The sequence below is a fragment of the Cupriavidus sp. 01L43 genome, assembly GCF_056399925.1.
Window position 1 is genome coordinate 1 of the sequence record NZ_JBFTSH010000014.1, and the last position, 25959, is coordinate 25959.

General features: G+C 69.7%; 21 protein-coding genes. 12 read left to right on the forward strand and 9 right to left on the reverse strand.

Translation table 11 applies throughout. The annotated features are described in order from the left end of the window. Positions 1-367 precede the first annotated feature (367 nt). The 9 genes from AC1DP9_RS20750 to AC1DP9_RS20790 all read right to left on the reverse strand — a co-directional run bounded on the left by AC1DP9_RS20750 (position 368) and on the right by AC1DP9_RS20790 (position 12333). On the reverse strand, positions 368-1339 hold the full coding sequence (locus AC1DP9_RS20750; protein ID WP_092296487.1) for a DUF58 domain-containing protein: 972 nt from the start codon (positions 1337-1339) through the stop codon (positions 368-370). 13 nt (positions 1340-1352) lie between these two features. Further along, positions 1353-2330, reverse strand: coding sequence for an AAA family ATPase (locus tag AC1DP9_RS20755; RefSeq protein WP_441645646.1), 978 nt, complete (start codon positions 2328-2330; stop codon positions 1353-1355). After that, positions 2327-4858, reverse strand: a complete 2532-nt coding sequence (locus AC1DP9_RS20760) for a fused MFS/spermidine synthase (RefSeq protein ID WP_477108351.1) — start codon at positions 4856-4858, stop codon at positions 2327-2329. The genes AC1DP9_RS20755 and AC1DP9_RS20760 overlap by 4 nt, the downstream gene beginning before the upstream one ends. Before the next feature lie 29 nt (positions 4859-4887). Beyond that, complete coding sequence (locus tag AC1DP9_RS20765) at positions 4888-6717, reverse strand: arylsulfatase (protein ID WP_477108352.1); 1830 nt, start codon at positions 6715-6717, stop codon at positions 4888-4890. Next, on the reverse strand, positions 6714-7889 hold the full coding sequence (locus AC1DP9_RS20770; protein WP_477108416.1) for a formylglycine-generating enzyme family protein: 1176 nt from the start codon (positions 7887-7889) through the stop codon (positions 6714-6716). The genes AC1DP9_RS20765 and AC1DP9_RS20770 overlap by 4 nt, the downstream gene beginning before the upstream one ends. Before the next feature lie 208 nt (positions 7890-8097). Further along, on the reverse strand, positions 8098-9189 hold the full coding sequence (locus AC1DP9_RS20775; protein ID WP_477108353.1) for a BatD family protein: 1092 nt from the start codon (positions 9187-9189) through the stop codon (positions 8098-8100). Continuing rightward, positions 9186-10778: a vWA domain-containing protein gene (locus AC1DP9_RS20780; RefSeq protein ID WP_477108354.1), complete on the reverse strand. Its 1593-nt coding sequence runs from the start codon at positions 10776-10778 to the stop codon at positions 9186-9188. Before AC1DP9_RS20780 ends, AC1DP9_RS20775 begins: the two co-directional genes overlap by 4 nt. Further along, positions 10775-11788: a vWA domain-containing protein gene (locus AC1DP9_RS20785; RefSeq protein ID WP_477108355.1), complete on the reverse strand. Its 1014-nt coding sequence runs from the start codon at positions 11786-11788 to the stop codon at positions 10775-10777. The genes AC1DP9_RS20780 and AC1DP9_RS20785 overlap by 4 nt, the downstream gene beginning before the upstream one ends. Continuing rightward, entirely contained in the window at positions 11785-12333 is a 549-nt protein-coding gene (locus AC1DP9_RS20790) for a DUF4381 domain-containing protein (RefSeq protein ID WP_477108356.1), read from the reverse strand. Before AC1DP9_RS20790 ends, AC1DP9_RS20785 begins: the two co-directional genes overlap by 4 nt. Before the next feature lie 187 nt (positions 12334-12520). Here AC1DP9_RS20790 and AC1DP9_RS20795 point away from each other — a divergent pair, with 187 nt between their 5' ends. The 12 genes from AC1DP9_RS20795 to AC1DP9_RS20850 all read left to right on the forward strand — a co-directional run bounded on the left by AC1DP9_RS20795 (position 12521) and on the right by AC1DP9_RS20850 (position 25951). Next, positions 12521-14638: a TonB-dependent siderophore receptor gene (locus tag AC1DP9_RS20795; protein ID WP_477108357.1), complete on the forward strand. Its 2118-nt coding sequence runs from the start codon at positions 12521-12523 to the stop codon at positions 14636-14638. 88 nt (positions 14639-14726) lie between these two features. Next, positions 14727-16193, forward strand: a complete 1467-nt coding sequence (locus AC1DP9_RS20800) for an ABC transporter substrate-binding protein (protein WP_477108358.1) — start codon at positions 14727-14729, stop codon at positions 16191-16193. Next, complete coding sequence (locus AC1DP9_RS20805) at positions 16181-17212, forward strand: ABC transporter permease (RefSeq protein ID WP_477108359.1); 1032 nt, start codon at positions 16181-16183, stop codon at positions 17210-17212. The genes AC1DP9_RS20800 and AC1DP9_RS20805 overlap by 13 nt, the downstream gene beginning before the upstream one ends. Continuing rightward, positions 17209-18006, forward strand: coding sequence for an ABC transporter permease (locus AC1DP9_RS20810; protein ID WP_092296516.1), 798 nt, complete (start codon positions 17209-17211; stop codon positions 18004-18006). Before AC1DP9_RS20805 ends, AC1DP9_RS20810 begins: the two co-directional genes overlap by 4 nt. Next, a complete protein-coding gene (locus AC1DP9_RS20815) occupies positions 18003-19448 on the forward strand; it encodes an ABC transporter ATP-binding protein (RefSeq protein WP_477108360.1) in 1446 nt (481 codons plus the stop codon). Before AC1DP9_RS20810 ends, AC1DP9_RS20815 begins: the two co-directional genes overlap by 4 nt. Positions 19449-19450: 2 nt before the next feature. Beyond that, a complete protein-coding gene (locus tag AC1DP9_RS20820) occupies positions 19451-21073 on the forward strand; it encodes a L,D-transpeptidase family protein (RefSeq protein ID WP_477108361.1) in 1623 nt (540 codons plus the stop codon). A 39-nt stretch (positions 21074-21112) separates the two neighbouring features. Beyond that, a complete protein-coding gene (locus tag AC1DP9_RS20825; RefSeq protein WP_477108362.1) occupies positions 21113-21682 on the forward strand; it encodes a YcbK family protein in 570 nt (189 codons plus the stop codon). 565 nt (positions 21683-22247) lie between these two features. Continuing rightward, on the forward strand, positions 22248-23570 hold the full coding sequence (gene oxlT / locus AC1DP9_RS20830) for an oxalate/formate MFS antiporter (RefSeq protein ID WP_441593207.1): 1323 nt from the start codon (positions 22248-22250) through the stop codon (positions 23568-23570). Between the two features lie 257 nt (positions 23571-23827). Further along, entirely contained in the window at positions 23828-24775 is a 948-nt protein-coding gene (locus tag AC1DP9_RS20835; protein WP_092296846.1) for a helix-turn-helix transcriptional regulator, read from the forward strand. 31 nt (positions 24776-24806) lie between these two features. Continuing rightward, positions 24807-25232 (forward strand): DUF3331 domain-containing protein, encoded by a 426-nt coding sequence (locus tag AC1DP9_RS20840; protein ID WP_092296528.1) that lies wholly within the window; start codon positions 24807-24809, stop codon positions 25230-25232. A gap of 159 nt (positions 25233-25391) precedes the next feature. Then, positions 25392-25691 (forward strand): hypothetical protein, encoded by a 300-nt coding sequence (locus tag AC1DP9_RS20845; protein WP_441593209.1) that lies wholly within the window; start codon positions 25392-25394, stop codon positions 25689-25691. Positions 25692-25798: 107 nt separating this feature from the next. Then, positions 25799-25951 (forward strand): hypothetical protein, encoded by a 153-nt coding sequence (locus AC1DP9_RS20850; RefSeq protein ID WP_177219953.1) that lies wholly within the window; start codon positions 25799-25801, stop codon positions 25949-25951. Positions 25952-25959: the final 8 nt, after the last annotated feature.

Consider the following 25959-nt stretch of genomic DNA (forward strand, 5'->3'; position numbering starts at 1 on the left):
AGGTCCTGCAGGTCCTGCTTCTGGCCTTTGCCGACGCTACGGGCGGTGTCTTCCACCTTCAGTGGCGCGGTGACCGCCGGTAGCCCCATGTCGATGGGTGCTATCGCATAGCGCACGGGCAGGATGAGCAGGCCACGCTTGTCGCAGTAGCCGCATGTCTTTTCGATGGCCATAGACGTCAGGTCCCCAAGGTTCGCGTGTTTGAACTGGCGGCAGGGGCGATGCGACGCCCCGCGCGCTGCACGGTAAACACTTTTCCATGGGGGGAAAACGGCCTTGCCCGACTATTCAGCCGTTTCTTGTCGAAGGTCGACCGTCCCGCAAAAATGAGACTTGTCGCATATGGCTATCGCGTTGCGCGTGCTAGCTACCCCAACAGCCGCCGCAACTGCACCGCCACGTCCTCGGCGGCGGACACCGGCAGCAGCGGCACGCCAATGCCGTGGTGCCAGTCGAACAGCGCCTGGCTGTGCTGGCTGGCGAAGCTGCCGATCTGGTCGCGCAGCGTGGCGCGGCCGAAGCCCAGTTCCACCTGCAGCTCGCCGTCGCTGACCACGAGGTGGCCGGAATCGGGCAACTCCAGCAGGAAGGGGTCGTAGACCAGCACCGACAGCACGTCATTACGGCTGCGCAGCGCCAGCATCAGCCGGCGCGTGCGGTCGTCGGCGCCGTCGAAGTCGCTGATGACGATGACGAGATGGTCGTGGCCCGCCAGCCGCACCGCGCGCTCCAGCGCTGCGTTGAACTGGTCGGCGCCGCGCCGGGCGGTTGCCTCGGCATGCAGGCGGCGGTTATGGGCGACGAGATCGCCCAGCAGGTGCAGCACGGCATCCCGGCTGCGGCGCGGCGCGCTGGCGGTCAGGTCGGTATCGCCGAACAGGATGCCGCCGACGCGATCACCATCGGCCACGATGCGCCACGCGGCCAGTGCGGCCACTTCTGCCGCCACGACCGATTTCATCGCGCGCCGGCTGCCGAAGAACATGTTCATGCGCTGGTCCACCACCAGCAGCACCGGGCGCTCCTTCTCCTCGGCATAGACGCGCACGTGCGGCTTGCCGGTGCGCGCCGTCACGCGCCAGTCCATGGTCCGCACATCGTCGCCGGGCAGGTAGCCGCGCACCTCCTCGAAGGCCAGCCCGCGCCCGCGCACCCGTGAGCCGTGCCGGCCGGACAGCAGGCTGTGCACCGGCTGGCGCGTGCGGAAGTGGAAGTCGCGGGCCGTGGCCTCCAGGGCGGCCAGCGCGTTCATGTCGACGTTGACGCCCGGCGTGGCGGTCGAGGGGGCCGCGCCGGCACCGGTGGCGGCTCGGTCGCGGGCGGCGAAGTCGCGCGGCATGGTGGGGTGGCTGTCAGGCCACGGCCACGCGTTGCAGCAGGCGGTCGATCACCGCATCGGCGCTGACGGACGCGGCGTGGGCCTCGTAGGACAGGATCAGCCGATGGCGGAACACGTCGTGCACCACGGCCTGCACATCGTCCGGGGTCACGTGATCGCGCCCGCGCAGCCAGGCGATGGCGCGCGCCACCTTGTCCAGCCCGATCGACCCGCGCGGGCTCGCGCCCACCTGAATCCAGCGCTTGAGGTCATCGTCGAACTGGCCCGGGTCACGCGTGGCCTGCACCAGCGCGACGATATAGCGCTCCACCGGCTCACTGACGGCAATGCCGTGGATGGCCGCCCGCGCCGCGAACACGGACTCGGGCGAGAGCTTGTCCGCCGTGGCGCCACCAGCGGCCTGCGGCGGCGGCGCTTCCTCGCTGCGCGCCAGCCGGATGATCTCGGCCTCCGCGCTGGCCTCGGGGTAGCCCACGTTCACATGCATCAGGAAGCGGTCCATCTGCGCCTCGGGCAGCGGATAAGTGCCCTCCTGCTCGATCGGGTTCTGCGTCGCCATGACCAGAAACAGCGGCTCGAGCTTGTGCGTCTGGCCCCCCACGGTCACCTGCCGCTCCTCCATGGCTTCTAGCAGCGCGGCCTGCACCTTGGCGGGCGAGCGGTTGACCTCGTCGGCGAGGATCAGGTTGGCGAAGATCGGCCCGGCCTGGAAGCGGAAGTCGCCCCGGCCGGCGTCCGTCACATAGATATCGGAGCCGGTGATGTCGGCCGGCAGCAGGTCGGGCGTGAACTGGATGCGCGAGAGCCGCGCGTCCAGATGGCGCGCAAGGCTCTTGATCGCCCGGGTCTTGGCCAGCCCCGGCAGGCCCTCCACCAGCAGGTGGCCATCCGCCAGCAGGCCGAGCAGCAGCCGTTCGATCATGCGCGCCTGCCCGACGATGGACTCGCCCATGCGGGCCTGCAGCGTGAGGATGTCGTCGCGGGCACTCATCGGCCGCCTCCGGTGAACCAGCGGTAGTAGGGATTGTCGGGGTCGGCCTGGATCGCTTCGGTGATGTGGTGGCTCCAGGCTTGCCGGTTGCCCTCGTAGGCGTCCAGGCCGGCGGCGTAGAAGGTCTGGAGGTTGTCGCGCTCCCGGCGGATCGCCTGTTGCAGGGCATCGTCGCCGCCGGTGAGCGGCGGGTCCGATTGCAGCGCCAGCAGCTCGCGCAGCACTGGCACGAACGCCTTCTGGCGCACCCAGCCGGTGTACTCGATGCGCGGGCGGTCGTCGGTCACGGCGGGGGCATCGCCGGCAAACCAGTCGAGGCCATCGCGGTCCGTAATGTAGGTGGCCAGCAGTGCCGCCGGCGAGGCCACGCCGACGGCGCGCAGCGCGCTGGCGACTTCGGGCTGCTGGAAGCGGGCGGCGATCGTCGGCGCATCGAGCTTCAGCGGTTCGGCCGAGCCCACCAGCAGCATCTCGTGGAGTTCGGTAGTCCAGAGCGAGGCATGCGGGAAGACGTCGAGGAAGCTGCGCACCAGCGAGCGGGTGTCGTCGCGGTTCTGGGTCGGCAGCGGCAGCCACTGGGCGACGATGCCGCCCGGTTGCAGGCGGCTGGCGGCCAACTGGTAGAACTCGCGCGAATAGAGGTTGACCACGCCGCTCGCGGACGGCGGCGGCGGCTCCAGCGTGACGAGGTCGTAGCGCTGCGTGCCCTGCAGCAGTTCGCGGCGGCCGTCGCGCAGGCGGATGTCGATGCGCTTGTCGTGGCTGGCGTCGAAATTGCCCCGGAAGTTCGGCGCGGCGCGCACCACGGCTGGCAGCAGCTCCGCCACCACGCGGTGTTCGAGGCCCGGGTACTGGAGCAGCGCGCCGGCGGTAATGCCGGTGCCGAGCCCGATCACCAGCGCCGAGCGCGGCGTGCCGTTGTGGACGATCAGCGGCAACAGCGCCTGCAGGCGCATATAGCGCAGCGACGTCATGGTATCGCCCGAGTTCGACACCCCTTGGATATAGAGCCGCCGGAAGCTCTGCGTGCCCTTGGACTGCTCGACGACAGCCACCGTGGCGCCCCGGCTTTCTTCGTAGAACACCAGTTCGCCGCCACGCGCCTGCGCCAGCAGGCGAGCCAGCCGGTCTGCGGGCGTGGCCACGGCCACCATCAGCGTGATCACGGCCAGCAGCGGAATCGCCACGCGGGCGCGACGCGTGACGCCATCGCCAAAGGCCATCGCCAGCACGGCTACCAGCGCGCTGGCGGCAGCGAGCACGCCCAGCGTATGCACCACGCCAATCCACGGCACCAGCACCACGCCGGCCAGCACCGATCCGGCGATGCCGCCCAGCGTGTTGAGCGCCAGCACGGCGCCCAGCCCGGCCCCGACCCGTGCCGGATCGACCGAGAGCCGCACCGCGTACGGAAACGCCGCGCCCAGCAGCACGGTGGGCACGAAGACGATGCACAGCGCCGCCACGGCAAAGCGCACGCTGGAGGCGGCGAGCAGGTTGCCCGTGCCCTCCAGCACCCGCGCGTAGGCGGCGGTTTGCAGGGCCGGCAGCCATTCCCCGAGCCACGCGAATTCGACCAGCGCCACCAGCCCCGCCCCGACCACCAGCAGCGCGAAGGCACTCCACGGGTCACGCGAACGGTCCACGCGGCGCGCCACCAGCGCGCTGCCGAGCACCAGCCCGGCCAGATAAGTCGCCAGCACCACCGCGAAGGCAAACGCCCGCGTACTCAGGAACTGGACGATGGCCTGCGACCAGACCACTTCATAGCCCAGCGCGATGCCGCCCGCCACGGCGTAGAGCCCCAGCGCCAGCCGCCGCTGCGCGGTGCCCGTGGCAGGTGCGATGGATGGCGAAGGAGAGGCAACAGCGACGGCCTGCACGCGCCGGCTCTGCCAGAGCGCCCCGGCACCAGCCAGCAGGTTCAGCCCTGCCGCCGCGCAGGCGCTGCCGAACACACCGAGCAGCGGAATGGCGACGAACGCCGCCAGCAGCGTGCCGGCAATCGCCCCGGCGGTATTGGCGGCATAGAGCCGCCCGCCATGGGCGCCAAGTTCTCCGGAAGGACGGATCGCGCGCAGCAGCACGGGCATGGTACCGCCCATGGCCACGGCCGGAAGGGCCACCAGCAGCACGGGCAAGGCCCACGCCACGATGCCGGCGCGGGTTTCCAGCCACGCGAACGGCGCCGCCGCGTGGGCCAGCGCCAGGGTAGCGCCCAGCGCCAGCACGGCAATCGCGCATTCCAGCCACAGGTAGAGCCGCCAGGGCGAAGCGGCGCGGTCGGCCCATCGGCCAATGGTCCAGCCGCCCAGCGCCAGCCCGGCGAAGAACGCGCTGACGCCGACGGTGACGGCGTGCACATCCACGCCGAGCACCAGCGAGAGCTGCTTGACCCACAGGACCTGATAGACCAGCCCGGCTGCGCCGGACAGGACCAGCAGCGCGGCGGGCACCCGCCAGGCCGTGCCGGCCCGCACCGCCGCCTGGGCGGCGGTGCGCGTGCCACGACTCTGGCGCGCGCCCATGGCGGGTTCCAGCTTCCGGTCCGCCGCCGTCACTTCTTCTGCGGTTGGGCGGACTGTGCCTTGGCCATCTGCTCGGCCACCTTGCGTTTCACGCTTGCCTCGGCCTGGTCAATCGTGAAGCTGGCCGGCAACTGGCTGGGCGGATAGTCGACAAAGGTCTGCAGGAACTGGATGGCGCGCCGGTTACCCTCGATGAACAGGTACGGGTTCTCGGTTTCGAGCTGGTGGTAAAGATTGGTCGGCCCGGTGTCCGCGCGCTCGTAGGGGTCCATGCGCAGGTTGAAGTACTTTGGCGCGCGCAGGCAGGTGAACGGCTCCTTCCAGACCTCGAAACCGCCCCGCGCCCGCTGCTCGCAGAACACCACCTTCCACGCGGTGGGCTGAGTGGCGCCCTGCGTGAGCACGTCATAGCGCATGGCCACGAGTTCGGCATCGTCGTTGAAGTAGAAGAACTCGTTGCGCGCACTCCTCTCGGTCTGGCCAGTCAGCATCGGCAACTGGTTGTAGCCGTCCAGGTGGACCTTGGCGCTCTTGCCGCCCAGCGTGGTGCCCTTGACCAGGCGATCCTTGACGTCGCCGTCACCGGCGGCGGCCAGCAGCGTGGGGAACCAGTCGAGCCCGGACATCAGCCCGTTGGAAACCGTACCCGGCTGGATCTTCCCCGGCCAGCGGATCATCGCGGGGACCCGGTAGGCGCCTTCCCAGTTCGAATCCTTCTCGCTACGGAACGGCGTATTGGCGGCGTCCGGCCAGGTGAAGAAGTTCGGCCCGTTGTCCGTGGTGTAGACCACGATGGTGTTGTTGGTGATGCCGGCGTCATCGATCGACTTGAGCAGCTTGCCCACGTTCTGATCCATCTCCCACATGCCGTCCGCGTACTCGTGGCCGCCGCCCAGCCCGGCCTTGCCGCGGTACTCGGGGCGCACGTGCGTGAACAGGTGCATGCGCGTGAAGTTCATCCACAGGAAGAACGGCTTGTCCCCCTGCGCCTGCTTCTGGATGTACTGGATCGCCGCGCCGGTGGTTTCGTCGTCGATGGTCTCCATGCGCTTGCGGTTCAGCGGCCCGGTGTCCTCGATCTTGCCGTCCGCGGTGCTGTGGATCACGCCGCGCGGGTTGTAGTACTTGAGGAAGTCGGGGTTGTCCTTGGGCCAGTACGGGCGCTCGGGTTCCTCCTCGGCGTTCAGGTGGTACAGGTTGCCGAAGAACTCGTCGAAGCCGTGCTTGGTGGGCAGGAAGCGGTCCTGGTCGCCCAGGTGGTTCTTGCCGAACTGCGCGGTGTTGTACCCCAGCGGCTTGAGGGCCTGGGCGATGGTGATGTCGCGGTCCTGCAGGCCCACCGGCGCGCCTGGCAGGCCCACCTTGGAGAGCCCGGTGCGGAACACGGTCTGTCCGGTGATAAAGGTGGAGCGGCCCGCCGTGCAGCTGTTCTCGGCGTAGTAGTCGGTCAGCATCATCCCTTCCTTGGCGATGCGGTCGATGTTCGGCGTCTTGTAGCCGACCACGCCGTGGCTGAACGCGCTGACGTTGCCGAGGCCAACATCGTCGCCAAAGATCACGACGATGTTGGGCTTGCCGCTGCGTGCGCCAGCCGGGGCGGCGGCCACCGGCGAGGCGCCCTGCGCCGGGGCGGTGGCCGGGACGGGGGTGGTGGGGGCAGGTGTCGTCGATGTCACGGGCGGCGGCGCTGCCGGGGCCGGGGCCTGAGCAGCCGGGGCGGCCGGGGCCTGCGTCTCGGCAGGCTTGTTCTCATCGGCCCGCTTACAGCCCGCTATCGCGAGCGCCGCGACGACGGCCGTGGCCGCGAGTTGCCAGCGGCGCGCCGTAGCCCGCTGCGAGGGAAGTCCTTTCGCGTTCATCGATTGACTCCGGTTGAGGAAAGTTGGGCGGACAGCGAGGTCGCGCTGTCCTGGGGAGGCTGCATCGCGGTGGCCGGCTGCTTGCGCAGGGCCGTCCATCGGCTGTCATCCATCACCAGCCGGAAGCCGAGGTGCGACATGCTGGTGTACGGGTCCGTGCCGCGCCGCGCACTGGGGCGGTAGCTCAGGCAGAAGTCCTCGTTGCAGAGGAAGGAGCCGCCGCGCGTGACGCGCCGGGGCGCTTTCACGGGCACGCCGGGTTCGCTCGGGTCCCAGGAGTCACGGGGGCCGGCCGGGTTGAGCACCACGGTCTTCATCTCGGCGGCCTCGCGGCGGAACTGGTCGGCGCGATACCAGTCGGCCACCCACTGCCACGCATTGCCGGTCATGTCATAGAGCCCGTACCCGTTGGCCGGGAAGGTGCGCACGGGGCTGGTGCCCGCCGCGCCGCCGGCCTTGGCGCTGACCACCGGGAACGGCTGCACCTGCTGGCCCTGCCAGACGTTGGCCATCTGGCGGCCATCGGGCGCGAACTGGTCGCCCCAGGCGTAGGTGGCCTGCTCCAGCCCGCCGCGCGCCGCGAATTCCCACTCGGCCTCGGTCGGCAGGCGCTTGCCGGCCCATTTGGCGTAGGCCTCGGCGTCCTCATAGGACACCTGCACCACGGGATGATCGTCCTTGCCCTCGATGCTGCTGCCGGGGCCGGTGGGATGGCGCCAGTCCGCACCGGGCACGAAGCGCCACCAGCGCCAGTTCTCGCGCAGCGGCACCGGGCCATTGGTGGCGACGAAGACCATCGCGCCGGCCACCATCGCGCTATCGGGCGGACGCGGCGTGCCGGGCGGAAGCTGGACCTTCATGGTCTCCCAGTCAGGCGCGCGCTCGGCTGTGGTCAGGTAGCCCGTGGCGGTGACGAACTTGCGGAATTCGGCATTGGTGACGTGATGCTGGTCCATCCAGAAGCCCGGCACGCGCACCTTGTGGGCCGGACGTTCATTGGGCTGGGCCATCTTGTGGTCGCTGCCCATCAGGAACTCGCCGCCGGGCACATGGACCATGCCGAGCGGCCCGCTGATGCCATCGCCCGGCTTGACGGCCGATGCACCCGCACCCGCGCCTGGACCGCTGCGCGAGGCATACCAGTACGAGCCACCCGCGCCAGCCAGCGCCATCGCGCCCGCCAGGGCCACCAGCCAGAGTCGGCCGCGCCATGTGGATTCGTGGGCCACCTTCGCACCCAACTTAGCTTTCCCTCGCTGCCCCTGTGACATGCCACCCCTCGTCCAGTGCACTTCAGTGAACACTGAGGAGTTTGCAGGCTCCATGCAGCGAAAGGAATGCAAACTTTTTTTGTGCGATCTGAATGATTTCGGAAAAGAACTAGTCCTGGCCGGGACCTTGGCCGGGATTCAGCGGCGGCAGGCCGGAGCGGTGCCAGAGGTTGCTGCACGTCTCCGTGGTGCGATGCCAGCGCGCGCGCCATGCGGCGCTGGCGGCACCGTGCCCCCTACGCCATCGCCAGATCCCGTAGCCCAGCGCCAGCACCCCGAGGACGATGGCGCCGGTGATGCGCCAGTCGACCTCGTCGAGCCAGGCCGGCGGGCGCCATGCCAGCCCGCCCGACGGCGACAGCCCCAGCCCGGGTGCCGCGCGCGCCACGTTCACGGTCACCGCCGGGGCCGTCGAGGCCGCGCGCCTTCCCGTGGCGGCGTCGTACCAGCTCACCGGCACCGCCGGCAAGGTGTGGCGGCCGCTGTCCTCGAACACATAGGTAATGGTTTCGATGCGGCGCCCACCGGAGGCGTCGTCCTGCAGGACCGGATCGGCACGGAACTGGCGCACGCCGCGCGGCGGCTGCAGGGCGGGCGGGGCCGGCGGGGCGATCATCATCGCTGGGGTGCCCGGCGCGACGATGGTGATGGTGCGCACCAGCGCGTCGCCAGCGCGCAGCTTGGTGTCCTCGTCGATGGGCTTGTCGAACTGCTGGGTCACCTGGAGCGCGCCAGCCGGAAGCGTCGCCGTGCCCTGCCCGCTCTTTCCCGCCTGCCCGCTGGCGTGGATCGTCGTCGGCGGCAGCGTGACGGTAGCCGTCTGCGGTTTGCCATCGCTCCCGGCGTGGGTGAAGCGGAACTCGATGGGCGGCAACGCGAAGTCCCCGGCGCCCTGCGGCGTGACCACGTAGGTCTTGCGGATGCCCGCGAAGCTGGCGCCGTCGATGGTCTCGGTGGAGTTGATGCCACGGTCGTCGGGCATGGTCACCACCGCGCCCGGGATCTGCAGCACCGGGAAGGCCGGCGCGGACAGGAAGAAATTCGGCGCGAGCACGGTGACTTCCACCTGCACCGACTGGCCCGCCACCACCGGCTGCGGCCCGACCACCTTCACGTGCACAGTGGGCCCGGCCGCGTGGGCGAACGTAGCGGCACACAGCAGGACCACGCCCACGGCGTGACGCATCCGGCACCCGCTCATGGCTTGCCCTCCTGCAGCGCGAACTTGCGCGCCAGCAGCTCCGTGGGCGAGGTCTGGATCGCCCGCATCCACATCTCGGCGTTCTGCTGCACGCGGCCCATCTGCTGGGTCTGGTCGCTGGGCGGCGGCGGGGGCTTGCTCGGGTCGTCGACAATCTTGTCTGGCGGGATGTCGGGCGACTCCTCGTCGCTCTGCGGGGGCGGCTTGCGCGCCAGCATCTGCGTCATCAGCGCGAGGTTTTTCTGCGCCGGCTGCCAGCCGGGCCGCTGTTGCAGCACCAGCCGATAGCGCGCCGAGGCTTCCTTATATTTTTCCTGCCGCGCCAGCGCGTTGCCGAGGTTGAACTGGCCATCCGTCGTGTTGACCTGCCCGAAGGCGCGCGCGGCCTCCGCGTACTGGCCGTTGCGGTAGTAGGCCACGCCGCGCCACATCGGATCGGTGAAGCGCTGCGCGGCGGTGGCGTAATCGCCGCGTTCGAACGCGCGCCGGCCTTGCTGGTCGGGGGTAAGCCAGAGGTTGGCCCAGGTCCATGATTTCTCTTCGGCCTGGGCTGGAGCCTGAGCCTGTGCAGGCGCAGGCGGCGCGCCAAGCGCCATCGCCACGGCCAGCCCGGCGATCCATCGCACGGACCAGCCCTTGCGGAACCAGAGCACGGCCAGCAGCGCGATGGGGATGGTCAGGGGCCAGCCGGCGTCGCGCCAGCGCTGCGTGTCACTGGCGTGGGTCTGCTCCACATGCGATTGCACATGGCGCTGCACCCAGGTCACGTCGGCGTCGCTGTCCGTGGTCAGCGTGGCCACCGGGATACCGCTGTCCCGCAGCGCGTGCAGGCCATCGGCATCGAGCCCGGGCGCGGCGCCGTCGCCCGCGCGCAGCGGCCCGCCCTCCGCCGTGCCGATGGCGAGCACCACCACCTGCGTGCGCCGGCTGCCGTGCTGCGCCTGTATCGCCTTGGCGGCGCCGCCTTCCACGCCATCGGTCAGCAACAGGATCGTGCCGGGCACCGGCTCCTTGGCGAGCGCCGTGTCGACGGTGCGCACGGCCAGCGCGGTGTCCTTGCCGGGCACCGGCATGATGCGGGTCTGGAGCGCATCGACGAAGGTCTGGAGCAGGTCCGCATCGTCCGTCAGCGGCAGGACCATATGCGTGGAGCCGGCGTAGGCGTACAGCGCCGTGCGGCCGCCGTCGCGGTGCGCCAGCAGCGCCTTGACCTTGAGCTTGGCGCGCTCCAGGCGGGTGGGACTGACGTCGATGGCGTCCATGGTCGTGCCGAGGTCGATGGCGATGGCCAGCGGCGCCTTGTCAGCCAGGAACGGCGGGCGCTCGCGCTCCCAGGTGGGGCCGGCCAGCGCGATGGCGCCCAGCGCCAGCAGCGCGGCAATCCCATGCACGGGGCGCACTGCGCGGCGGCGCTTCTCGCCCACCACGAGGGCATCGAGCAGATGCGGGGCGATGGTGCCGCGCCAGCGCCGGCGCACATCCCCCTGCCGCCCCACCGCCCACGGCAGCCACGCGGCGGCCAGCAGCACCAGCAGCCACCACGGGCGCAGGAAGTGGAACTGGGCGAGCGATTCGAACAGCGCGCTCATGCGGCAGGCTCCCGGGAGGCGCGTGGGGCGGCGCGGAAGGTCCAGCGCGCGTAGACGGCCATCGCCAGCTGGTAGCCCAGCACGATCAGCACCGCCACGCCGAGCGGCCACATGAACAACTCACGGCGCGGGCGCCAGCTCAGGGTCTTCTCCTGATGCGGGGTGACGCGGTCCAGCGTGGCGTAGATCGCCGCCAGCGCGTTCTGGTCGGCGCCGAAGAAATAGCGCCCGCCCGTGCTACCGGCGATGCGCTTGAGCATATCCAGGTCGACCTTGGCCTCGCCCGTGGCCGCCGGGTCGCCGATGCCGATCGTATGCACCACCACCCCGCGCGTGCGCGCAATCTCGGCGGCCTGCGCCGGCGGCATGCGGCTGGCGGTGTCGTTGCCATCGGTGAGCACGATCATCACCTTCTCGGCGGCGTGGCTGTTGTCGAACAGCTTGATGCCGAGGCCGATGGCATCGCCCAGCGCCGTGCTGGCGCCGGCCATGCCCGGCACCATGTCCGCGATCAGCGTGCGCACCAGCGCGTGGTCCAGCGTGAAGGGGGCGAGCGGGTACGGGGCGTCGCCGAAGACGATCAGGCCGATGCGGTCGCCGGGGCGGTGGGCGACGAAATCCCCCACCACCTGGCGCACGGCATGCACGCGGGTGTCCAGCGCACCGGCGGTATCGCGGAAGTCGCGGGTGTCCATCGACTGGGAGAGGTCCAGCGCCACCAGCAGGTCGCGCACGGGCTCCTTCTTATATAGAGGGGGCTCCAGGAACTGCGGCCGGGCCAGCGCCGTGACCACCAGCGCCCAGGCAATCGGGGCCAATACGCGCTGGACGAGGTTGCGGCGCGGCACGTGGGCGCCGGTGGCCGGCTTCAGGCCGACCGCATCGGCCACTTCCTCGAAGAACGGCAGTCGCACGGAGGCGCTGCGCTCCCGGTACGGCGGCAGCCGCCACCAGACCAGCAGCGGCAGGGGCAACAGCACGAACAGCCACGGATAGGCGAAGACGATCATCGGCGGTTGGGTGGCAATTCCCGGCTATCCCGGCTATCCCGACGGTAGGCGGCGATCCACCGGCGGCAGGCATCGGCTGTGGCATGGGCCTGTTGCGGCGGCCACGCGGCCAGCACGGTGGCGCCCCGGTACTCGGCGTCATCGACCAGCGCGGCGAGCCCGGGCACCGCGTCGGCGGCGGTGCCCGCGTGGGCGTGGAGGAATTGGTGCCAGCCGGGGCCGGACAAGGGCGCGACGGCCTCGCGCGGCCATTCGGCCAAGGCCACGCGCTTGAGCAGTTCGGCCAGCGCCAGCAGGGCCTGCGCCCGGGCGTGGTCGTCGCCGGCCAGCCGGGGCGTCCAGCGCGTCAGCTCCGCCAGCGCCGCGCGTCGATGCCGATTGGCATACCAGCGCCGCCCGGCGCGCCAGCCCAGCCAGGCAAGACCGGCCAGGATGACCAGTCCCACCACGAGCCAGCCGATGGTCTGCGGCATCCACGAGGGCGGCGAAGGCGTGACGAGGTCGGCCAGCTCGGGCATGGGGGCGGTCAGGATAGGGATCCGCACAGGCTACGCCCCCGGCCCGCGCGGCTGAAGTCAATTTTTTCGGGGGCCTTTTCAATAGTTTTGTTGCGGTTGTTTCGCCTGTCGATCTGCGGAAAAAGTGGTGGCGTATTCGTCGCAAATTTCCCTATAATGCAATTCTGTTGCAAAAAGGAAGTTGTCCCTTTTCCCTCGCCGACCATCTTTTCCGATGCGAACTCGTTATTTTTCCGCTCGCCGCCACCGGCTGCGCTACGCCGCGCTTGTCACGACCACCGCCATGGCCGCCACTGCCGCCGAGGCCGACGACGCCCCGCTCCTGCCCGAGGTGTCCGTAGTCAGCCAGGCGGACGATGGCTACGCGCCGGCGCTGGCCAGCGGCGCCACGCGCACCGAGACCCCGCTGCGCGAGGTGCCGCAGTCCGTGCGAGTGCTGCCGCGCGCGCTGCTGGACGATATCGGCGCCACGCGGCTGGACCAGACCTTCGACTACGCGAGCGGCGTGGCGCGCCAGAACAGCTTCGGCGGCCTCTGGGACAACTACGCGATCCGCGGCTTCTCCGGCAACGAGAACACCGGCGCGGCCTATCTGGTCAACGGCTTCACGGCAAACCGGGGTTTCACCGCCCCGCGCGATGCCGCGACCATCGAGCGCGTGGAGGTGCTGAAGGGGCCGACCTCGTCGCTCTATGGCAGCGGCGAGCCCGGCGGCAGCCTCAACATCGTCACCAAGCAGCCGCGCTTCCAGCCCGGCCAGACCTACGATCTCCAGGTGGGCAGCCGCGACGGCTACCGCGCCGCCGCCGACCTCACCGGGCCGATTACCGAGACGCTGGCAGGCCGGCTGGTGGCCGTGGCCGACCACCAGGGCAGCACGCGGGACTTCATCGACAGCCAGCGCTATCTGGTGGCGCCGTCCCTGACGTGGATGCTCGGCGCCGACACCATCGTCCAGTACGCGGGCGAATTCCAGCGCTTCACCACGCCGCTGGACCGTGGCGTGGTGGCGGTGCAGGGACGGCTCGGCGCGGTGCCGCGCTCGCGCTTCCTGGGCGAGCCCAATGACGGCGCGATGCGGCTGGACAGCCAGTCGCACCAACTGAGCGTGGAGCACCAGTTCTCACCCGTCTGGAAGGGCCGGCTGGCCGTGGCCTATCGCGGCGGCAGCCTGGAAGGCTATTCGACCGAGGCGAGCGCGCTGCAGGCGGACAACCGTACGCTGACGCGGCAGCGGCGCTATCGGGACTATCAGTCCGACGATGTGTCGCTGCAGGCCGATGTGACCGGCAAGTTCAACACCGGGCCGGTCGGGCACGAGGTGATCGTCGGCATCGACACCTACCGCTTCGCCAATACGCAGGTGCAGCTGCGGCGCAACCCCAGCGCCGCCGCGCCCTACGCCATCGACATCTATCGGCCCGTGTACGGCCAGACGCCGCCCGCGCTGGCCCCCAACACCGACACCTACGAGCGCCAGACCAGCCTCGGCCTCTATGCGCAGGACCAGTTGCGGCTGGGCGAGCGCTGGCGGCTGCTGGCGGGCGTGCGTTTCGATACGTTCAACCAGTCGCTCGACAACCGGCTGCGCGGCACGGAGACGAGCCAGCACCAGACGGCGGTGTCGCCGCGCGTGGGGCTGACCTATCTGGCCAGCCACAACGTGTCGCTGTTCGCCAACGCCAGCCGCTCGTTCCGGCCCAACGCCGGCAGCGACGCCGCAGGCAACGCGTTCTCGCCCGAGCACGGCCGCGCCGTGGAGGCCGGCGTGAAGGTGGACAGCGACGACCGCCGCATCGGCGGCACGCTGGCGGTGTACGAGATCCGCAAGCGCAACGTGCTGACCGCGAACCCGGTCGATCCATCCTATTCGGTGGCCGCCGGCGAGGCGCGCAGCCGGGGCGTGGAACTGGACGTGGCCGGGCAGCTCGGCAAGCACTGGCGCCTGAGCGGCAACCTGGCCTATACCGACGCCGAGATCACCGAGGACAGCACGCTGCCCGTCGGCACGCCGCTGCTCAACATCCCGCGCACCAGCGGCAGCCTGATGGCGGTCTACGAGGACGCTGCGCCCATCGGCCAGCGCTACGGCGTGGGCGGCGGCGTGCGCTACGTCGGCAAACGGTCGGGCGATGCGCAGAACAGCTTCTCGCTGCCCGCCTACACGCTGGCAGACCTGTTGGCCTACTGGCAGTACAGCAAGACGGTGCGCGTGACGCTGAACGTGGACAACCTGTTCGACAAGACCTGGTACGCCAGTTCCTACAGCAGCGTCTGGGTGCTGCCGGGCGCGGGCCGCACGGTGCGGCTGGGCCTGCGGCTCAGCTACTGACGCCATGGGGAACATTGGGAAGCGCAGGCGGCTGCTGAAGGCTGCGTTGGCGGCACCGATTGTGTCGACGGTGGGCGCTGGGAAAGCCGTGTTCGCGCAGCCGCGGCCGACCTTGCGCGTGATCGGGCCGTGGGAGCTGTCCAGCCTCGATCCGCTGCGCAACGGCTACCTGTTCTCGCGCATGCAGGTCACCGAGACGCTGGTCGACTACGCCCCGGCCGGCGTGCCGGTACCGGGGCTGGCGGCCGGCTGGCAGATGTCGCCAGACGGCCTGCAATGGCGCTTCGCGCTGCGGCCGGGCGCGCGTTTCCATGACGGCACGCCGGTGATGGCCGCCGATGTGGTCGCCGCCCTCGGACGCGCCCGCCATGCCGCCGGGGTGCTGGCTGCGGCGCCGATCGCGGGGATCGATGCCGAAACCGGTGCGGTAAGCATCCGGCTCACGCGCCCCTTCGCCCCCCTGCCGGCGTTGCTCTCCCATAGCAGCACGCAGGTGCTGGCGCCGGCCTCGTTCGGCGCCGACGGCACGGTGCGCGCGATCATCGGATCGGGCCCGTACCGCGTGACCGAACTCGCGCCGCCGCAGCACTTCGCCGTGGAAGCGTTCGACGGATGGCACGGCGCCCGGCCAGCCGTGACCCGGGCCGAGTATCTGTCAGTGGGCCGCGCCGAGATGCGCGCGCTGATGGCCGAGGCCGGACAAGCCCATCTGGCCTATGGACTCGACCCGGGCAGCATCGCACGGCTCCAGCGTGGCCGCGCCGTGGCCGTGCATGCCGTGACGATTCCCCGGACCACGCTGCTGAAGCTCAATGCCAGCCATCCCCTGCTGGCCGATGCGCGAGTGCGCCGCGCGCTGGCACTGGCGCTGGACCGGCGCGGCATCGCCAGCGCCATCCTGCGTGATCCTTCACTGGCAGCAGGCCAGTTGTTCCCGCCCGCCCTGCCCGGCTGGCACGATCCGCGACTCCCCGCGCTGCCCTACGACCCTGCCGCCGCGCGCGGCCTGCTGGCTGAGGCCGGCTTCCGGCCCGATGCCGACGGCGTCCTGCGGCGCGGCCCGGATCGGCTCGCGCTGACGCTGCGCACCTTCCCGGACCGGCCCGAGCTGCCGGTCATCGCCGCCGCCATCCAGGAGCAGTGGCGGCAGGTGGGCGTGACGGTGCGCGTAGCCGTGGGCAATTCGAGCGACATTCCGTTCGGGCATCGCGACGGCACGCTCGAGGTGGGCCTGCTGGCGCGCAACTTCGGCGTGGTGCCGGACGCCTTCGGTGCGGTGGCGCAGGACTTCGCGGGCCAGGGCGGCGACTGGGGGCCGATGCGCTGGTCTTCGCCGGCGGTGACGGCCGCGCTGGCCGCGTTGCCGTCCACGCCGGAAGGCCCGCGCGCCGAGGCACTGCGCCGGCAGGTGGCGGACACGCTGCACGACGCGATGCCGCTGATCCCCGTGGTCTGGTATCGCCAGACGCTGGCGGCCAGCCCCCGGCTGGCTGGGGTGTCCATCGATCCCTTCGAACGTTCCTACCGGCTGACGCAACTGCAATGGAAAACCTGACCCGCGCCGCGTTGCCCGGCGCCGACCCGGTGGCCGTGCCTACCGCCACCTTCCGGCGCGACACCACGCGCCAGCTTGGCCGCATCGTGCTCCAGCGTGGCGTGCAGGCGCTCGTGGTGGCTGCGCTGGTCGGCACGGTGAGCTTCCTGATGATGCGGCTGTTGCCCGGCGACATGGCGTTCCGGATCGCCGCCGGCCGCTATGGCTACGACATGGTCACCGCGCAGGCCGCCGAAGCGGTGCGCATGGAGCTGGGACTCGGCCTGCCGTGGTTCGAGAGCCTCGTGGCGTGGTGGGGGCACCTGCTGCGGATGGACCTGGGCGTCTCGGCGGTGACGGGCGCGCCGGTGGCCGCCGAAATCGCCCATCAACTGGGCCATACGCTGTCGCTGGCGCTGGCGGCGCTGGCGGTGTCGTGCGCCATCGCCGTGCCGCTCGGCTTTGCGGCGGGCTTGCGGCCCGCAGGCCGGCTGGACCGGCTGACGCTGTGGCTGTCCGTGCTGCTGCGCGCGCTGCCGCCGTTCGTGCTCGGCATCGTGCTGGTGGCCGTGCTGGCGGTCCAACTCGGCCTGATTCCAGCCGGCGGCGATGCCGCGCACGGCTCGCTGATCGCTCCGGCGCTCACGCTGGGGCTGGGCCTCGCCGCCACGGCGATGCGCGTGGCACGTGATGCGATGGCCACGGTGACCGCCTCGCCGTATTTCCTGTTCGCGCGCACCAAGGGGCTCTCTGACCGGGCCGCGCTGCTGCGCCACGGCGTGCGTAATGCCGCCGTGCCGCTGGTGGCCTACCTCGGCGTGCAACTGGTCTTTCTGGTGGAGGGCGTGGTGGTGATCGAGACGCTGTTCGCATGGCCCGGCATCGGCCATGCGCTGGTTCACGCGATCTTCGGGCGGGACGTGCCGATGATCCAGGGCACGGCGCTGGTCATGGGACTGCTGTTCGTGGCGCTCAATACGCTGGTGGATCTGGCCTGCGCGGCGATCGATCCGCGCGTGCGCATCGGGAGGGGCCGATGACCTGGCATCCCCGCCGCAAAGCCGGCGCCGCCCTGCTGCTGATGCTGGCGCTGTTCGCCATCGTCGGCCCCTGGCTGGCGCCGCGCGCCCCGTTCGAGCAGAACCTCTACGGCATTCTCCAGGTGCCGCAACTGGCCGAGCCGCTCGGCACCGACCATCTGGGCCGCAGCATGCTGGCGCGGCTGGCGAGCGCGGCAAGGCTGTCGCTCGGGCTGGCGCTGCTGAGCGTGGCGTCCGCCGCCGTGCCGGGCACGCTGCTGGGCCTGCTGGCTGCGTGGCGCGGCGGCTGGACCGAGCGCCTGACCGGCGCCGTGGCGGACGCGGTGCTGGCGCTGCCGGGCCTGCTGCTGGTGTTGCTGCTGAGCGCGTTCGCGCCGGGCGACTACTGGCCGCTCTATGTCGGCCTGTCGCTGGTGCTGTGGGTCGAGTACTACCGCGTGACGCGGGCCACGGCGCGCGTGGTACTGGCCAGCCATCATGTGGAAGCGGCGCGGCTGCTCGGCTTCGGTCCCGGCTATATCGTGCGGCGGCATCTGCTGCCCGAGCTGGCGCCGCTGCTGGCCACGCTGATGAGTTTTGGCGCCGGCGCGGCGGTGCTGGCGCTGGCGGCGATGGGCTTCGTCGGCCTGGGCGCGCAGCCGCCGGCGGCTGAACTGGGGCTGATGATGACCGAATTGCTCCCTTATGCGGCGGAGGCGCCGTGGATCATCGCCTGGCCGATCCTGCTGCTCGGGATCGCCATCCTGGGGCTGGTGCTGGTATCGACCGGCGCGCCGGCGGAGGCCGACGCATGACCCGCATCGACACCCATCCCCTGCTGGCCGTGGATGCGCTGACCGTGGACAGCGCCGACGGCCAGCTGCTTGCGCCGGTGTCGTTCACGCTGGAGGCCGGACGCGCCCTGACGCTGCTCGGCGAAAGCGGCTCCGGCAAGAGCCTGCTGGCGCATGCGCTGATGGGCACGCTGCCGCGCGGCCTGCGCGCGGGCGGCACCCTCACGGTCGATGGCCGCCGCTGCGACGCCGCCGACCCCGCCACGCGGCGGGCGATGTGGGGCCGACAACTGGCGCTGTTGCCGCAGGAGCCGTGGTTCGCGCTCGATCCAACCATGCGGGTGGGCCGGCAACTGGCGGAGACGCATGCGCTGGCCGGGATCGGCAACGCGCAGGCGTGGCGCCGTACCTTGCACGACCTGCACGGGCTGGGCATGGCCCACGCGGCGCAGGCGTGGCCGACGACGCTGTCCGGCGGCATGGCGCAGCGGGTGGCCTTCGCCATCACGCGGGCGGGCGGCGCGCCGGTGCTGATTGTCGATGAGCCCACCAAAGGCCTCGACCGCGTCTGGCGCGATGAACTGGTGGCCCGGCTGCAGGCGGCGCTCGGCGAAGGGTGCGCGCTGCTGACGATCACGCACGACATCGCCGTGGCCCGTGCGCTGGGCGGCGATGTGGCGGTCATGCTCGACGGCAAGCTGGTCGAACGGGGAGACGCCGCGGCGGTCCTCGGTGCGCCCGGGCATGCCTATACCCGCGCGCTGGTGGCCGCCGAGCCAGCGAACTGGCCGCCGCTGACCGCCCCGTCGCCCGGTGGCGATGACATCCTGCGCGCGTGCGGCGTGACCAAGCAATTCGGCGACCGGACCTTGTTCCGTTCCCTCGACCTGACCCTGCACGCCGGCGAGCGACTGGCGGTCACCGGGCCCAGCGGCAGCGGCAAATCGACCCTCGGCAACGTGCTGCTCGGGCTGGTCGCACCGGACGGCGGCACGGTACATCGGCCGGATGGGATCGCAAAAGTGCGCTATCAAAAACTTTATCAGGACCCGGCCGGCGCGTTCGCCCCGCATACCAGCATTGGCCGCGCGCTGGAGGATCTGGCCGCGCTGCACCGGATCGACCGGACGCGCATCGCGCCGCTGCTCAGACGGCTGAAACTGGCGCCGCACCTGCTCGCGCGGCGGCCGGGCGCGGTGTCTGGCGGCGAACTCCAACGCTTTGCGCTGCTGCGCGCGCTGCTGCTGACGCCGGCCTTCCTGTTCGCCGACGAACCCACCTCGCGGCTGGACCCGGTAACGCAGCAGGACACCCTGGCGCTGATCCTCGAAGCCTGCGCGGACACCGGCGCGGCACTGATGCTGGTCACGCACGACGAGGAGATTGCCGTCCGGGTGAGCGACCGTCGCATGGCGATCGGGTACGATACCCCGTTCCCGCAATGCACTCGCCCATGCCAATGACGATGACATTTGCCGTAACGCCGCCGATCCCGCCCGCCCCATCCCCCTCCCGTGCCCGCTACCGCCTTGCCGCGACCTGCGTGGCGTGGCTGCTCTGCGGCGCGGCCAGTGCGTGGGCGGAGCCGCTCTGGTTTGTCGATGGCAAGCCGACGCAGGCCGCGCGGCAGGCCGTGACGGCACTGAGCGATGCGGGCGCCGATGGGCTCGAGGCCCAGGACTACGATGCCGAGTCGCTGGGCCGCATGGTCACGCAGGCCGCTGCCGGACCCGCGCTGGCGCCGGAAGCCGTGGAGCGTATCGACGGGGCGTTGACCCAGTCGATGCAACACTATCTGTCCGATCTGCACCGGGGGCGCGTCGATCCGCGCAAGGTGCATGCGGGCTTCGATGTCTCGAAGGAAAAGCCGTTCGACCCGGACGCCACCCTGCGCGCCGCCTTGGCCGCCAACCGGCTGCCCGATGCGATTCGCGAAGCGCCGCCGGCGTTCCCGCTCTATGGCACGCTGCGCACGGCGCTGGCCCGCTATCGCGCGCTGGCCGCCGAGCCGCTGTGGAATGCACCGCTGCCCGCGCCGCCCGGCGGCAAGCTGACGCCGGGGCAGCCCTACAGCGCCCTGCCCCAACTGGCCCAACGGCTGGCGGCGCTGGGCGACCTGCCGGCTGGCACGCCCGCACCGGATGGCTACAAGGGCGCGCTGGTGGAGGCCGTGAAGACCTTCCAGTCCCGTCATGGGATGACCGCCGATGGGGTGATCGGCAAGGGCACGCTGGTCCAGCTGAATACGCCCCCGTCGGCACGCGTCAGGCAGATCGCGCTGACCATGGAGCGGCTGCGCTGGACCCCGCTGGCCGACAGCCCGCGCATGATCGTGGTCAACGTGCCGGAATTCGTGCTGCGCGCCTACGACTATCGCGACGGCAAGCTCGACATCCGGCTGGAGATGAAGGTCATCGTCGGCAAGGCGCTGGACACGCGCACGCCGCTGTTCGAGGAGGACATGCGCTACATCGAGTTCAGCCCCTACTGGAACGTGCCGCCCTCCATCGCGCGGGCCGAACTGGTGCCGCACTTCCGGCGCGACCCGGGCTATTTCACGCGGCAGGGCTTCGAGTTCGTGTCCGGCACCACGGCCGTGCCGACGCTGAACGAGGCCAACCTGAGCGCGGTGCTGGCCGGCAAGATGCGCATCCGCCAGCGGCCTGGGCCGCTGAACGCGCTGGGCGACATCAAGTTCGTGTTTCCGAACAACCAGAACATCTACCTCCATCACACGCCCTCGCCGCAGCTGTTCCAGCGCGACCGGCGCGACTTCAGCCATGGCTGCATCCGGGTGGAGGCGCCGGTCGAACTCGCCAAGTTCGTCCTGCAGGACAAGCCGGACTGGACCGAGGCGCGCATCCGTCAGGCCATGACCAAGGGCAGCTCGAACACGGTGTCGCTGCAGGCGCCGTTGCCAGTGGTGCTGGCCTACGGCACGGCGATTGCGCGGGCCGATGGCCGGGTATACTTCCTCGCTGACATTTATGGGCAGGACAAAGTGCTCGATCAGGCGCTACAGCAGCGTGCCGTGCGGCGGCAAAGCCCCACGACCGATGCTGCCGCGAGCGCGGCGCGTCCTTCCTGACCTCCCGGTTTTGCGGATCGCCCCTTCGCCCCCATCGCCATGACGCATTCCAACAACACGCCAGCCCGTCGCCGTTTCCTCCGCCAGTCCGGCGGTGTGGCCCTAGCTGCGGGTCTGTCAGCGCTGTCGGTACCGCGTCTGGCGCTGGCCAGCGTGCCGGGCGCGCGGGCGCTGTCGTTCTCGCATACGCATACCGGCGAGCAGATCTCGCTGGTCTACGCGATGGGTGATCAGGTGCTGCCGGACGCCCAGCAGGCGCTGAACCGCTTCCTGCGCGACCACTACTCGGGCGACGTCGGCAACATCGACCCGAAGCTGTTCGGGCTGCTCTCCGACCTGCGCGGGGTGCTGGGCGCCGAGCAGGCGTACGAGGTGATTTCCGGCTACCGCAGCCCGGTCACCAATGAGCGCCTGCGCAAGACCCGGGGCGGTGGCGTGGCCCGGCGCAGCCTGCACATGGATGGCATGGCCATCGACATCCGCCTGCCCGGCGTGCCGCTGGCGGACCTGCGCGACGCGGCGGTGTCCCTGGGCGGCGGCGGCGTGGGCATCTACACGCGCGACAACTTCGTGCACGTGGATACCGGGCGGGTGCGGCACTGGGGTTGAGGTTTCCCTCGCCCCCGCCGCGCGTTGCCGCGCGGATTCATGAGTTAATCTGATTCGTCCCCGCTGATAATCCATCAATCGGACTGGCCGCATTTATTCCCGCGCGACGTCCCGCCGCTTATTCCCACTTATTTTCATTTTTCCGCATCGCGTCAATTTGCGATTTAATCCATCGCCCTGCCTGGATTATCTCCATTACATTTTTGTCATTTGGCGGAAAACCACGTACGCGCCCTTTATTTTGTGCGTATAACTGCGACTACATGCTGCGGACTGGTGTCACGCAACGTGCCTCCGCCCGCCGGGACGCCTGCGGGCATTTTTTTTTGCCATTATTGATTCGTCCCTCATCTGAGCCAGCCACATTGATTCCGATAATCACTGTATTTGGTGAAAACCCTGCTGCGTCTTTCTCTTGCGCTGCGCTGGTATATCACATACTTTGTATTTGACCGCCCAATCGATAAATGGGCCGGCATACGATTTATTCCTTTTCGCGAGCGCACATCGCATCCAGGAAACAGGAGACAAAACATGCCACAACAAACCACCCAGGGAGCGCGCCATGACTAGTCCATCCTCCGCCGCACTCACCCCGAACCAGCAGGCATCGGAACGGACCCGCTGGATCCAGCTGGCCTTCGGCGTCGTCTGTATGGTCGCCACGGCCAACATCCAGTACGCCTGGACGCTGTTTGTGCCGGAAATCCAGCAGACCTACGGCTGGCCGCGCGCGCAGATCCAGGTGGCGTTCACGCTGTTCGTGCTGGTCCAGACCTGGCTCGCGCCGATCGAGGGCTACTTCATCGACAAGTTCGGCCCGCGCCTGATGGTGGCGTTCGGCGCACTGTTCATCGGCGCGGCCTGGATCATCAACTCGCAGGCCACCACGCTGGCGGGCTTCTACTTCGGCGCGGCGGTGGGCGGGATTGGCGTCGGGTCGATCTATGCCACCTGTATCAACAATGCCCTGAAATGGTTCCCGGACCGGCGCGGGCTGGCGGTTGGCCTGACCGCCGGCGGCTACGGCGCGGGCTCGGCGGCCACGATCCTGCCCATCGCGGCGATGATCGAGACGTCCGGCTTCCAGGACACGTTCTTCTTCTTCGGCGTGCTGCAAGGCTCCATCGCGTTTGTTGCCGCGTGGTTCCTGCGTTCGCCGCGTAGCCAGGAAACCCGGGCGTCGAACAAACTGGCCCAGGCCACGCGTGACTACACGCTCAAGGAGGCCATGAGCACCAGGCTGTTCTGGCTGATGTTCATCATGTTCATCCTGGTCGTGACGGGGGGCATGATGGCCGTGGCCCAGCTTGGCGTCATCGCCAAGGACCTCGGCGTCAAGGACTTCAAGGTCGATCTCCACTTCTTCGTGATGGCGGCCCTGCCGCTGGCGCTGATGCTGGACCGCATCATGAACGGCATCTCGCGGCCGATGTTCGGGTGGATCTCGGACCATATCGGCCGGGAGAAGACGATGGTGATCGCCTTCACGCTGGAGGGCATCGGGATCATCGCGCTGGGGTACTTCGGCAGCAACCCGTACGCGTTCCTGATCCTGTCCGCCGTGGTGTTCCTGGCCTGGGGCGAGGTCTACTCGCTGTTCTCGGCACTGGCCGGCGACGCCTTCGGCACCAAGCACATCGGCAAGATCTACGGCGTGCTCTACACGGCGAAGGGGATTGGCGCGCTGTTCGTGCCGATCGGCAACCTGATGATGGAGGCCACCGGCACGTGGTCCACGGTGCTCTACACCGTGGCCGGCATGGACCTGACGGCGGCCTTCCTGGCCATCGTGGTGCTGCGGCCGGTGCTGGCCGGTCATGTGGCGACGTCCAAGAGCCTGTTCGCCAAGGAATCGGCGGCGGGCGGCGCGCCCGTCAGCGCCTGAACGCATATCCTTATGAGACCGCGTAATATCTAGCGGGCGACGGGCTTCCTCGGAAGCCCGTTTTGCTTCTTCGGAAGCCCATTTCCCTTGGTGGCCGGTCCCCCGCCGACTAAACCAAGGTATGAGTTGCGCAAACCATTTGACACCGTGCGCAACCGTTTGTAGGGCTATTCGGCCTTCTTTGCCTGATATACCTTGAAGCCATGCTGGGTCTAGCGGCCCAGAACCGCTTCAACGTTCAGTTCAAAGGGGCCGTCATGCATCACGCTTCGCTCTTCCCGGTCAGTACCGCCCGCCTACCCGCGCCACCAGGACTCATCGGCGCCGAGCAGCAGTGGCGCGCACCTTCCCACGACACGGGCGCCCAGATCCCGGTCTCGCGCTGGACGCTCGAGCCCAGCGAACCGTTCCAGGTTTCCCATCCCGGCGCCGACGCCCACCACTGCATCGCCATGAACCTGCGCTGCACCACGCTGGCGTTCGTGCATGCGGGCCGGCCGCTGGTGGATGGGCGGGTCACCGCCGGGGCCGTGCAGGTGACCGCGCCGGGCGTACCGGTGCGCGCCACCTTCCAGGCGCCCGCCGACGTGCTCCACCTCTACGCCACGCAGGCGGTGCTGGCCGAATGCCACGCCGACCTGTTCGATCGCCCCCATGCCGGCGACATCGTGCTCGACTCGCCCAAGCTGCTGCAGGATCCGGCGCTCGAACGGCTCGGCCAGGCCCTAGCGATGACCCAGGTGCAGGACGCCGGCGCGAGCCGCATCTTCGTCGAGAGCGTGAGCCTGGCCATCGTCTCGCGCCTCGTGGCGCGGCATTTCCAGGCCGGTGCGACGGAGGCCCCGGGCGGCAGCCTGGCGCCGCTGCCGCCGTGGCGCCTGCGCCGTGCCACGGACTACATCGACGCGCATTTGTCCGAAGCGATTGGTCTGGCCGATATCGCGCAGAGCACCGGCCTTACCCGCATGCACTTCGCGGCGCAGTTCCGCCGCGCCACCGGCCTGCGGCCGCACGAATACCTGCTGCGGCGGCGCGTGGAACATGCGCAGTCGCTGCTGAGCGCCAGCGGCCAGTCGATTCTCGACGTCGCCATGCATTGCGGCTTCCGCTCGCAATCGCACTTCACCACCGTGTTCAAGCGCTTTGTGGGCGAGACCCCCTACAACTGGCGCGTAAAACGCAGCCTGGAGCGCAAGGCTGCCTGAGCAGCCGTCGCCCTCAACCCGGAGCCCCATCATGCTTGCAGACAACCTCGTGACAGACCAGGTTGCGCCCACGCGCAACCGCCCCGACCCCTGGCAGCAGGCACTCGGGCTGCTGTTTGCGCAGTCCGACCAACCGGCCGGCAGCCCCGTGTCCTACCAGCGCTGCGGTCGCCAGGATCTGGCCGGCGTGCTGATCCGCATCATCGACATGCCCGATTCGCACACCGCTGTGCTGTCGTGGAACGATGCCACCCACTGCCGCTACGGCGAGCAGCAATGGGGCACGGCCTTCGCGCGCGTGGCGGGCTTCTGCGCGATGAGTGGACGCCAGATCGAGCCCGGCGATGCCATCTACAAGCCCCGCCCGCAGCGTCCGCGTGCGCGCAATGCCGACGCGATGATCCTCGCCGACGTCCTGCTCACGCAGGCCGTCGTGGCCGGGGTTGCGGCGAGTTAAACCTAAGGATGAGGTCCCGCAACGAATGCGCTATCGCCGGCGACGGATGTACAAATGATTTTCGGGGCGTGAGTCTCTAAGCTTGATTCCAGGCAGCCAGCAATGCGCGGCAGCCGCCAGGAAACCCAAAGCTGCACCCTCACTGATGGAGAGATTCCCATGACCACACGCACCCAACGCATCGTTTCCGCAACCGCCCTGCTCGTGCTGGGCAGCCTCGGCGGCCTCGCCTCCGTGGCCCACGCCAGCGTCAGCTCGCCGCGTGACCCGTACACCGACGGTGCCCGCGTCGACTCGCCGCGCGACCCCTACACCGATGGTGCCCGTGTCGATTCCCCGCGCGACCCGTACACCCAGGGTGCACGCTTCGACCAGCCCGCGAATGCCTCCGCCACGCTGCAACTGGCCGGGCGCGACCTGACCGGCGTCTCGGCATCGCCCGAGAAGTCGGACGCCTGAGTCCAGGCCCAAGCACCCAGCGACCGCCTCTTGCGATGCCCCGACAGCGGGCCATCGCGACAGGCATCCGGCACGCCGATGCTCCGGCCTGCCCCCCGGAGCCCATCATGCACATCCACACCCCGACCATGTCCGCCCAGCACGTGTCTTACCCCGTCGCCGTCACGCGACGCGAACGCAAGATGATCTGCTACTGGCTTGGTGTCTGCACCGCCTGCTGCGGCATGGCGGCCCTGATCTCGACGTGGGCGCCGGTCTGACGCGATCG

What these genes read in the sequence shown, in the direction of transcription:
- AC1DP9_RS20850 (WP_177219953.1), top strand. Translation starts at nt 25,799, where the DNA reads ATGCACATCCACACCCCGACCATGTCCGCCCAGCACGTGTCTTACCCC.
- AC1DP9_RS20755 (WP_441645646.1), bottom strand. Translation starts at nt 2,330, where the DNA reads ATGAGTGCCCGCGACGACATCCTCACGCTGCAGGCCCGCATGGGCGAG.
- AC1DP9_RS20795 (WP_477108357.1), top strand. Translation starts at nt 12,521, where the DNA reads ATGCGAACTCGTTATTTTTCCGCTCGCCGCCACCGGCTGCGCTACGCC.
- AC1DP9_RS20750 (WP_092296487.1), bottom strand. Translation starts at nt 1,339, where the DNA reads ATGCCGCGCGACTTCGCCGCCCGCGACCGAGCCGCCACCGGTGCCGGC.
- AC1DP9_RS20785 (WP_477108355.1), bottom strand. Translation starts at nt 11,788, where the DNA reads ATGATCGTCTTCGCCTATCCGTGGCTGTTCGTGCTGTTGCCCCTGCCG.
- AC1DP9_RS20770 (WP_477108416.1), bottom strand. Translation starts at nt 7,889, where the DNA reads ATGGCGCTGGCTGGCGCGGGTGGCTCGTACTGGTATGCCTCGCGCAGC.
- AC1DP9_RS20805 (WP_477108359.1), top strand. Translation starts at nt 16,181, where the DNA reads ATGGAAAACCTGACCCGCGCCGCGTTGCCCGGCGCCGACCCGGTGGCC.
- AC1DP9_RS20840 (WP_092296528.1), top strand. Translation starts at nt 24,807, where the DNA reads ATGCTTGCAGACAACCTCGTGACAGACCAGGTTGCGCCCACGCGCAAC.
- AC1DP9_RS20765 (WP_477108352.1), bottom strand. Translation starts at nt 6,717, where the DNA reads ATGAACGCGAAAGGACTTCCCTCGCAGCGGGCTACGGCGCGCCGCTGG.
- AC1DP9_RS20775 (WP_477108353.1), bottom strand. Translation starts at nt 9,189, where the DNA reads ATGAGCGGGTGCCGGATGCGTCACGCCGTGGGCGTGGTCCTGCTGTGT.
- AC1DP9_RS20760 (WP_477108351.1), bottom strand. Translation starts at nt 4,858, where the DNA reads ATGGGCGCGCGCCAGAGTCGTGGCACGCGCACCGCCGCCCAGGCGGCG.
- AC1DP9_RS20815 (WP_477108360.1), top strand. Translation starts at nt 18,003, where the DNA reads ATGACCCGCATCGACACCCATCCCCTGCTGGCCGTGGATGCGCTGACC.
- AC1DP9_RS20835 (WP_092296846.1), top strand. Translation starts at nt 23,828, where the DNA reads ATGCATCACGCTTCGCTCTTCCCGGTCAGTACCGCCCGCCTACCCGCG.
- AC1DP9_RS20845 (WP_441593209.1), top strand. Translation starts at nt 25,392, where the DNA reads ATGACCACACGCACCCAACGCATCGTTTCCGCAACCGCCCTGCTCGTG.
- oxlT (WP_441593207.1), top strand. Translation starts at nt 22,248, where the DNA reads ATGACTAGTCCATCCTCCGCCGCACTCACCCCGAACCAGCAGGCATCG.
- AC1DP9_RS20780 (WP_477108354.1), bottom strand. Translation starts at nt 10,778, where the DNA reads ATGAGCGCGCTGTTCGAATCGCTCGCCCAGTTCCACTTCCTGCGCCCG.
- AC1DP9_RS20810 (WP_092296516.1), top strand. Translation starts at nt 17,209, where the DNA reads ATGACCTGGCATCCCCGCCGCAAAGCCGGCGCCGCCCTGCTGCTGATG.
- AC1DP9_RS20820 (WP_477108361.1), top strand. Translation starts at nt 19,451, where the DNA reads ATGACATTTGCCGTAACGCCGCCGATCCCGCCCGCCCCATCCCCCTCC.
- AC1DP9_RS20825 (WP_477108362.1), top strand. Translation starts at nt 21,113, where the DNA reads ATGACGCATTCCAACAACACGCCAGCCCGTCGCCGTTTCCTCCGCCAG.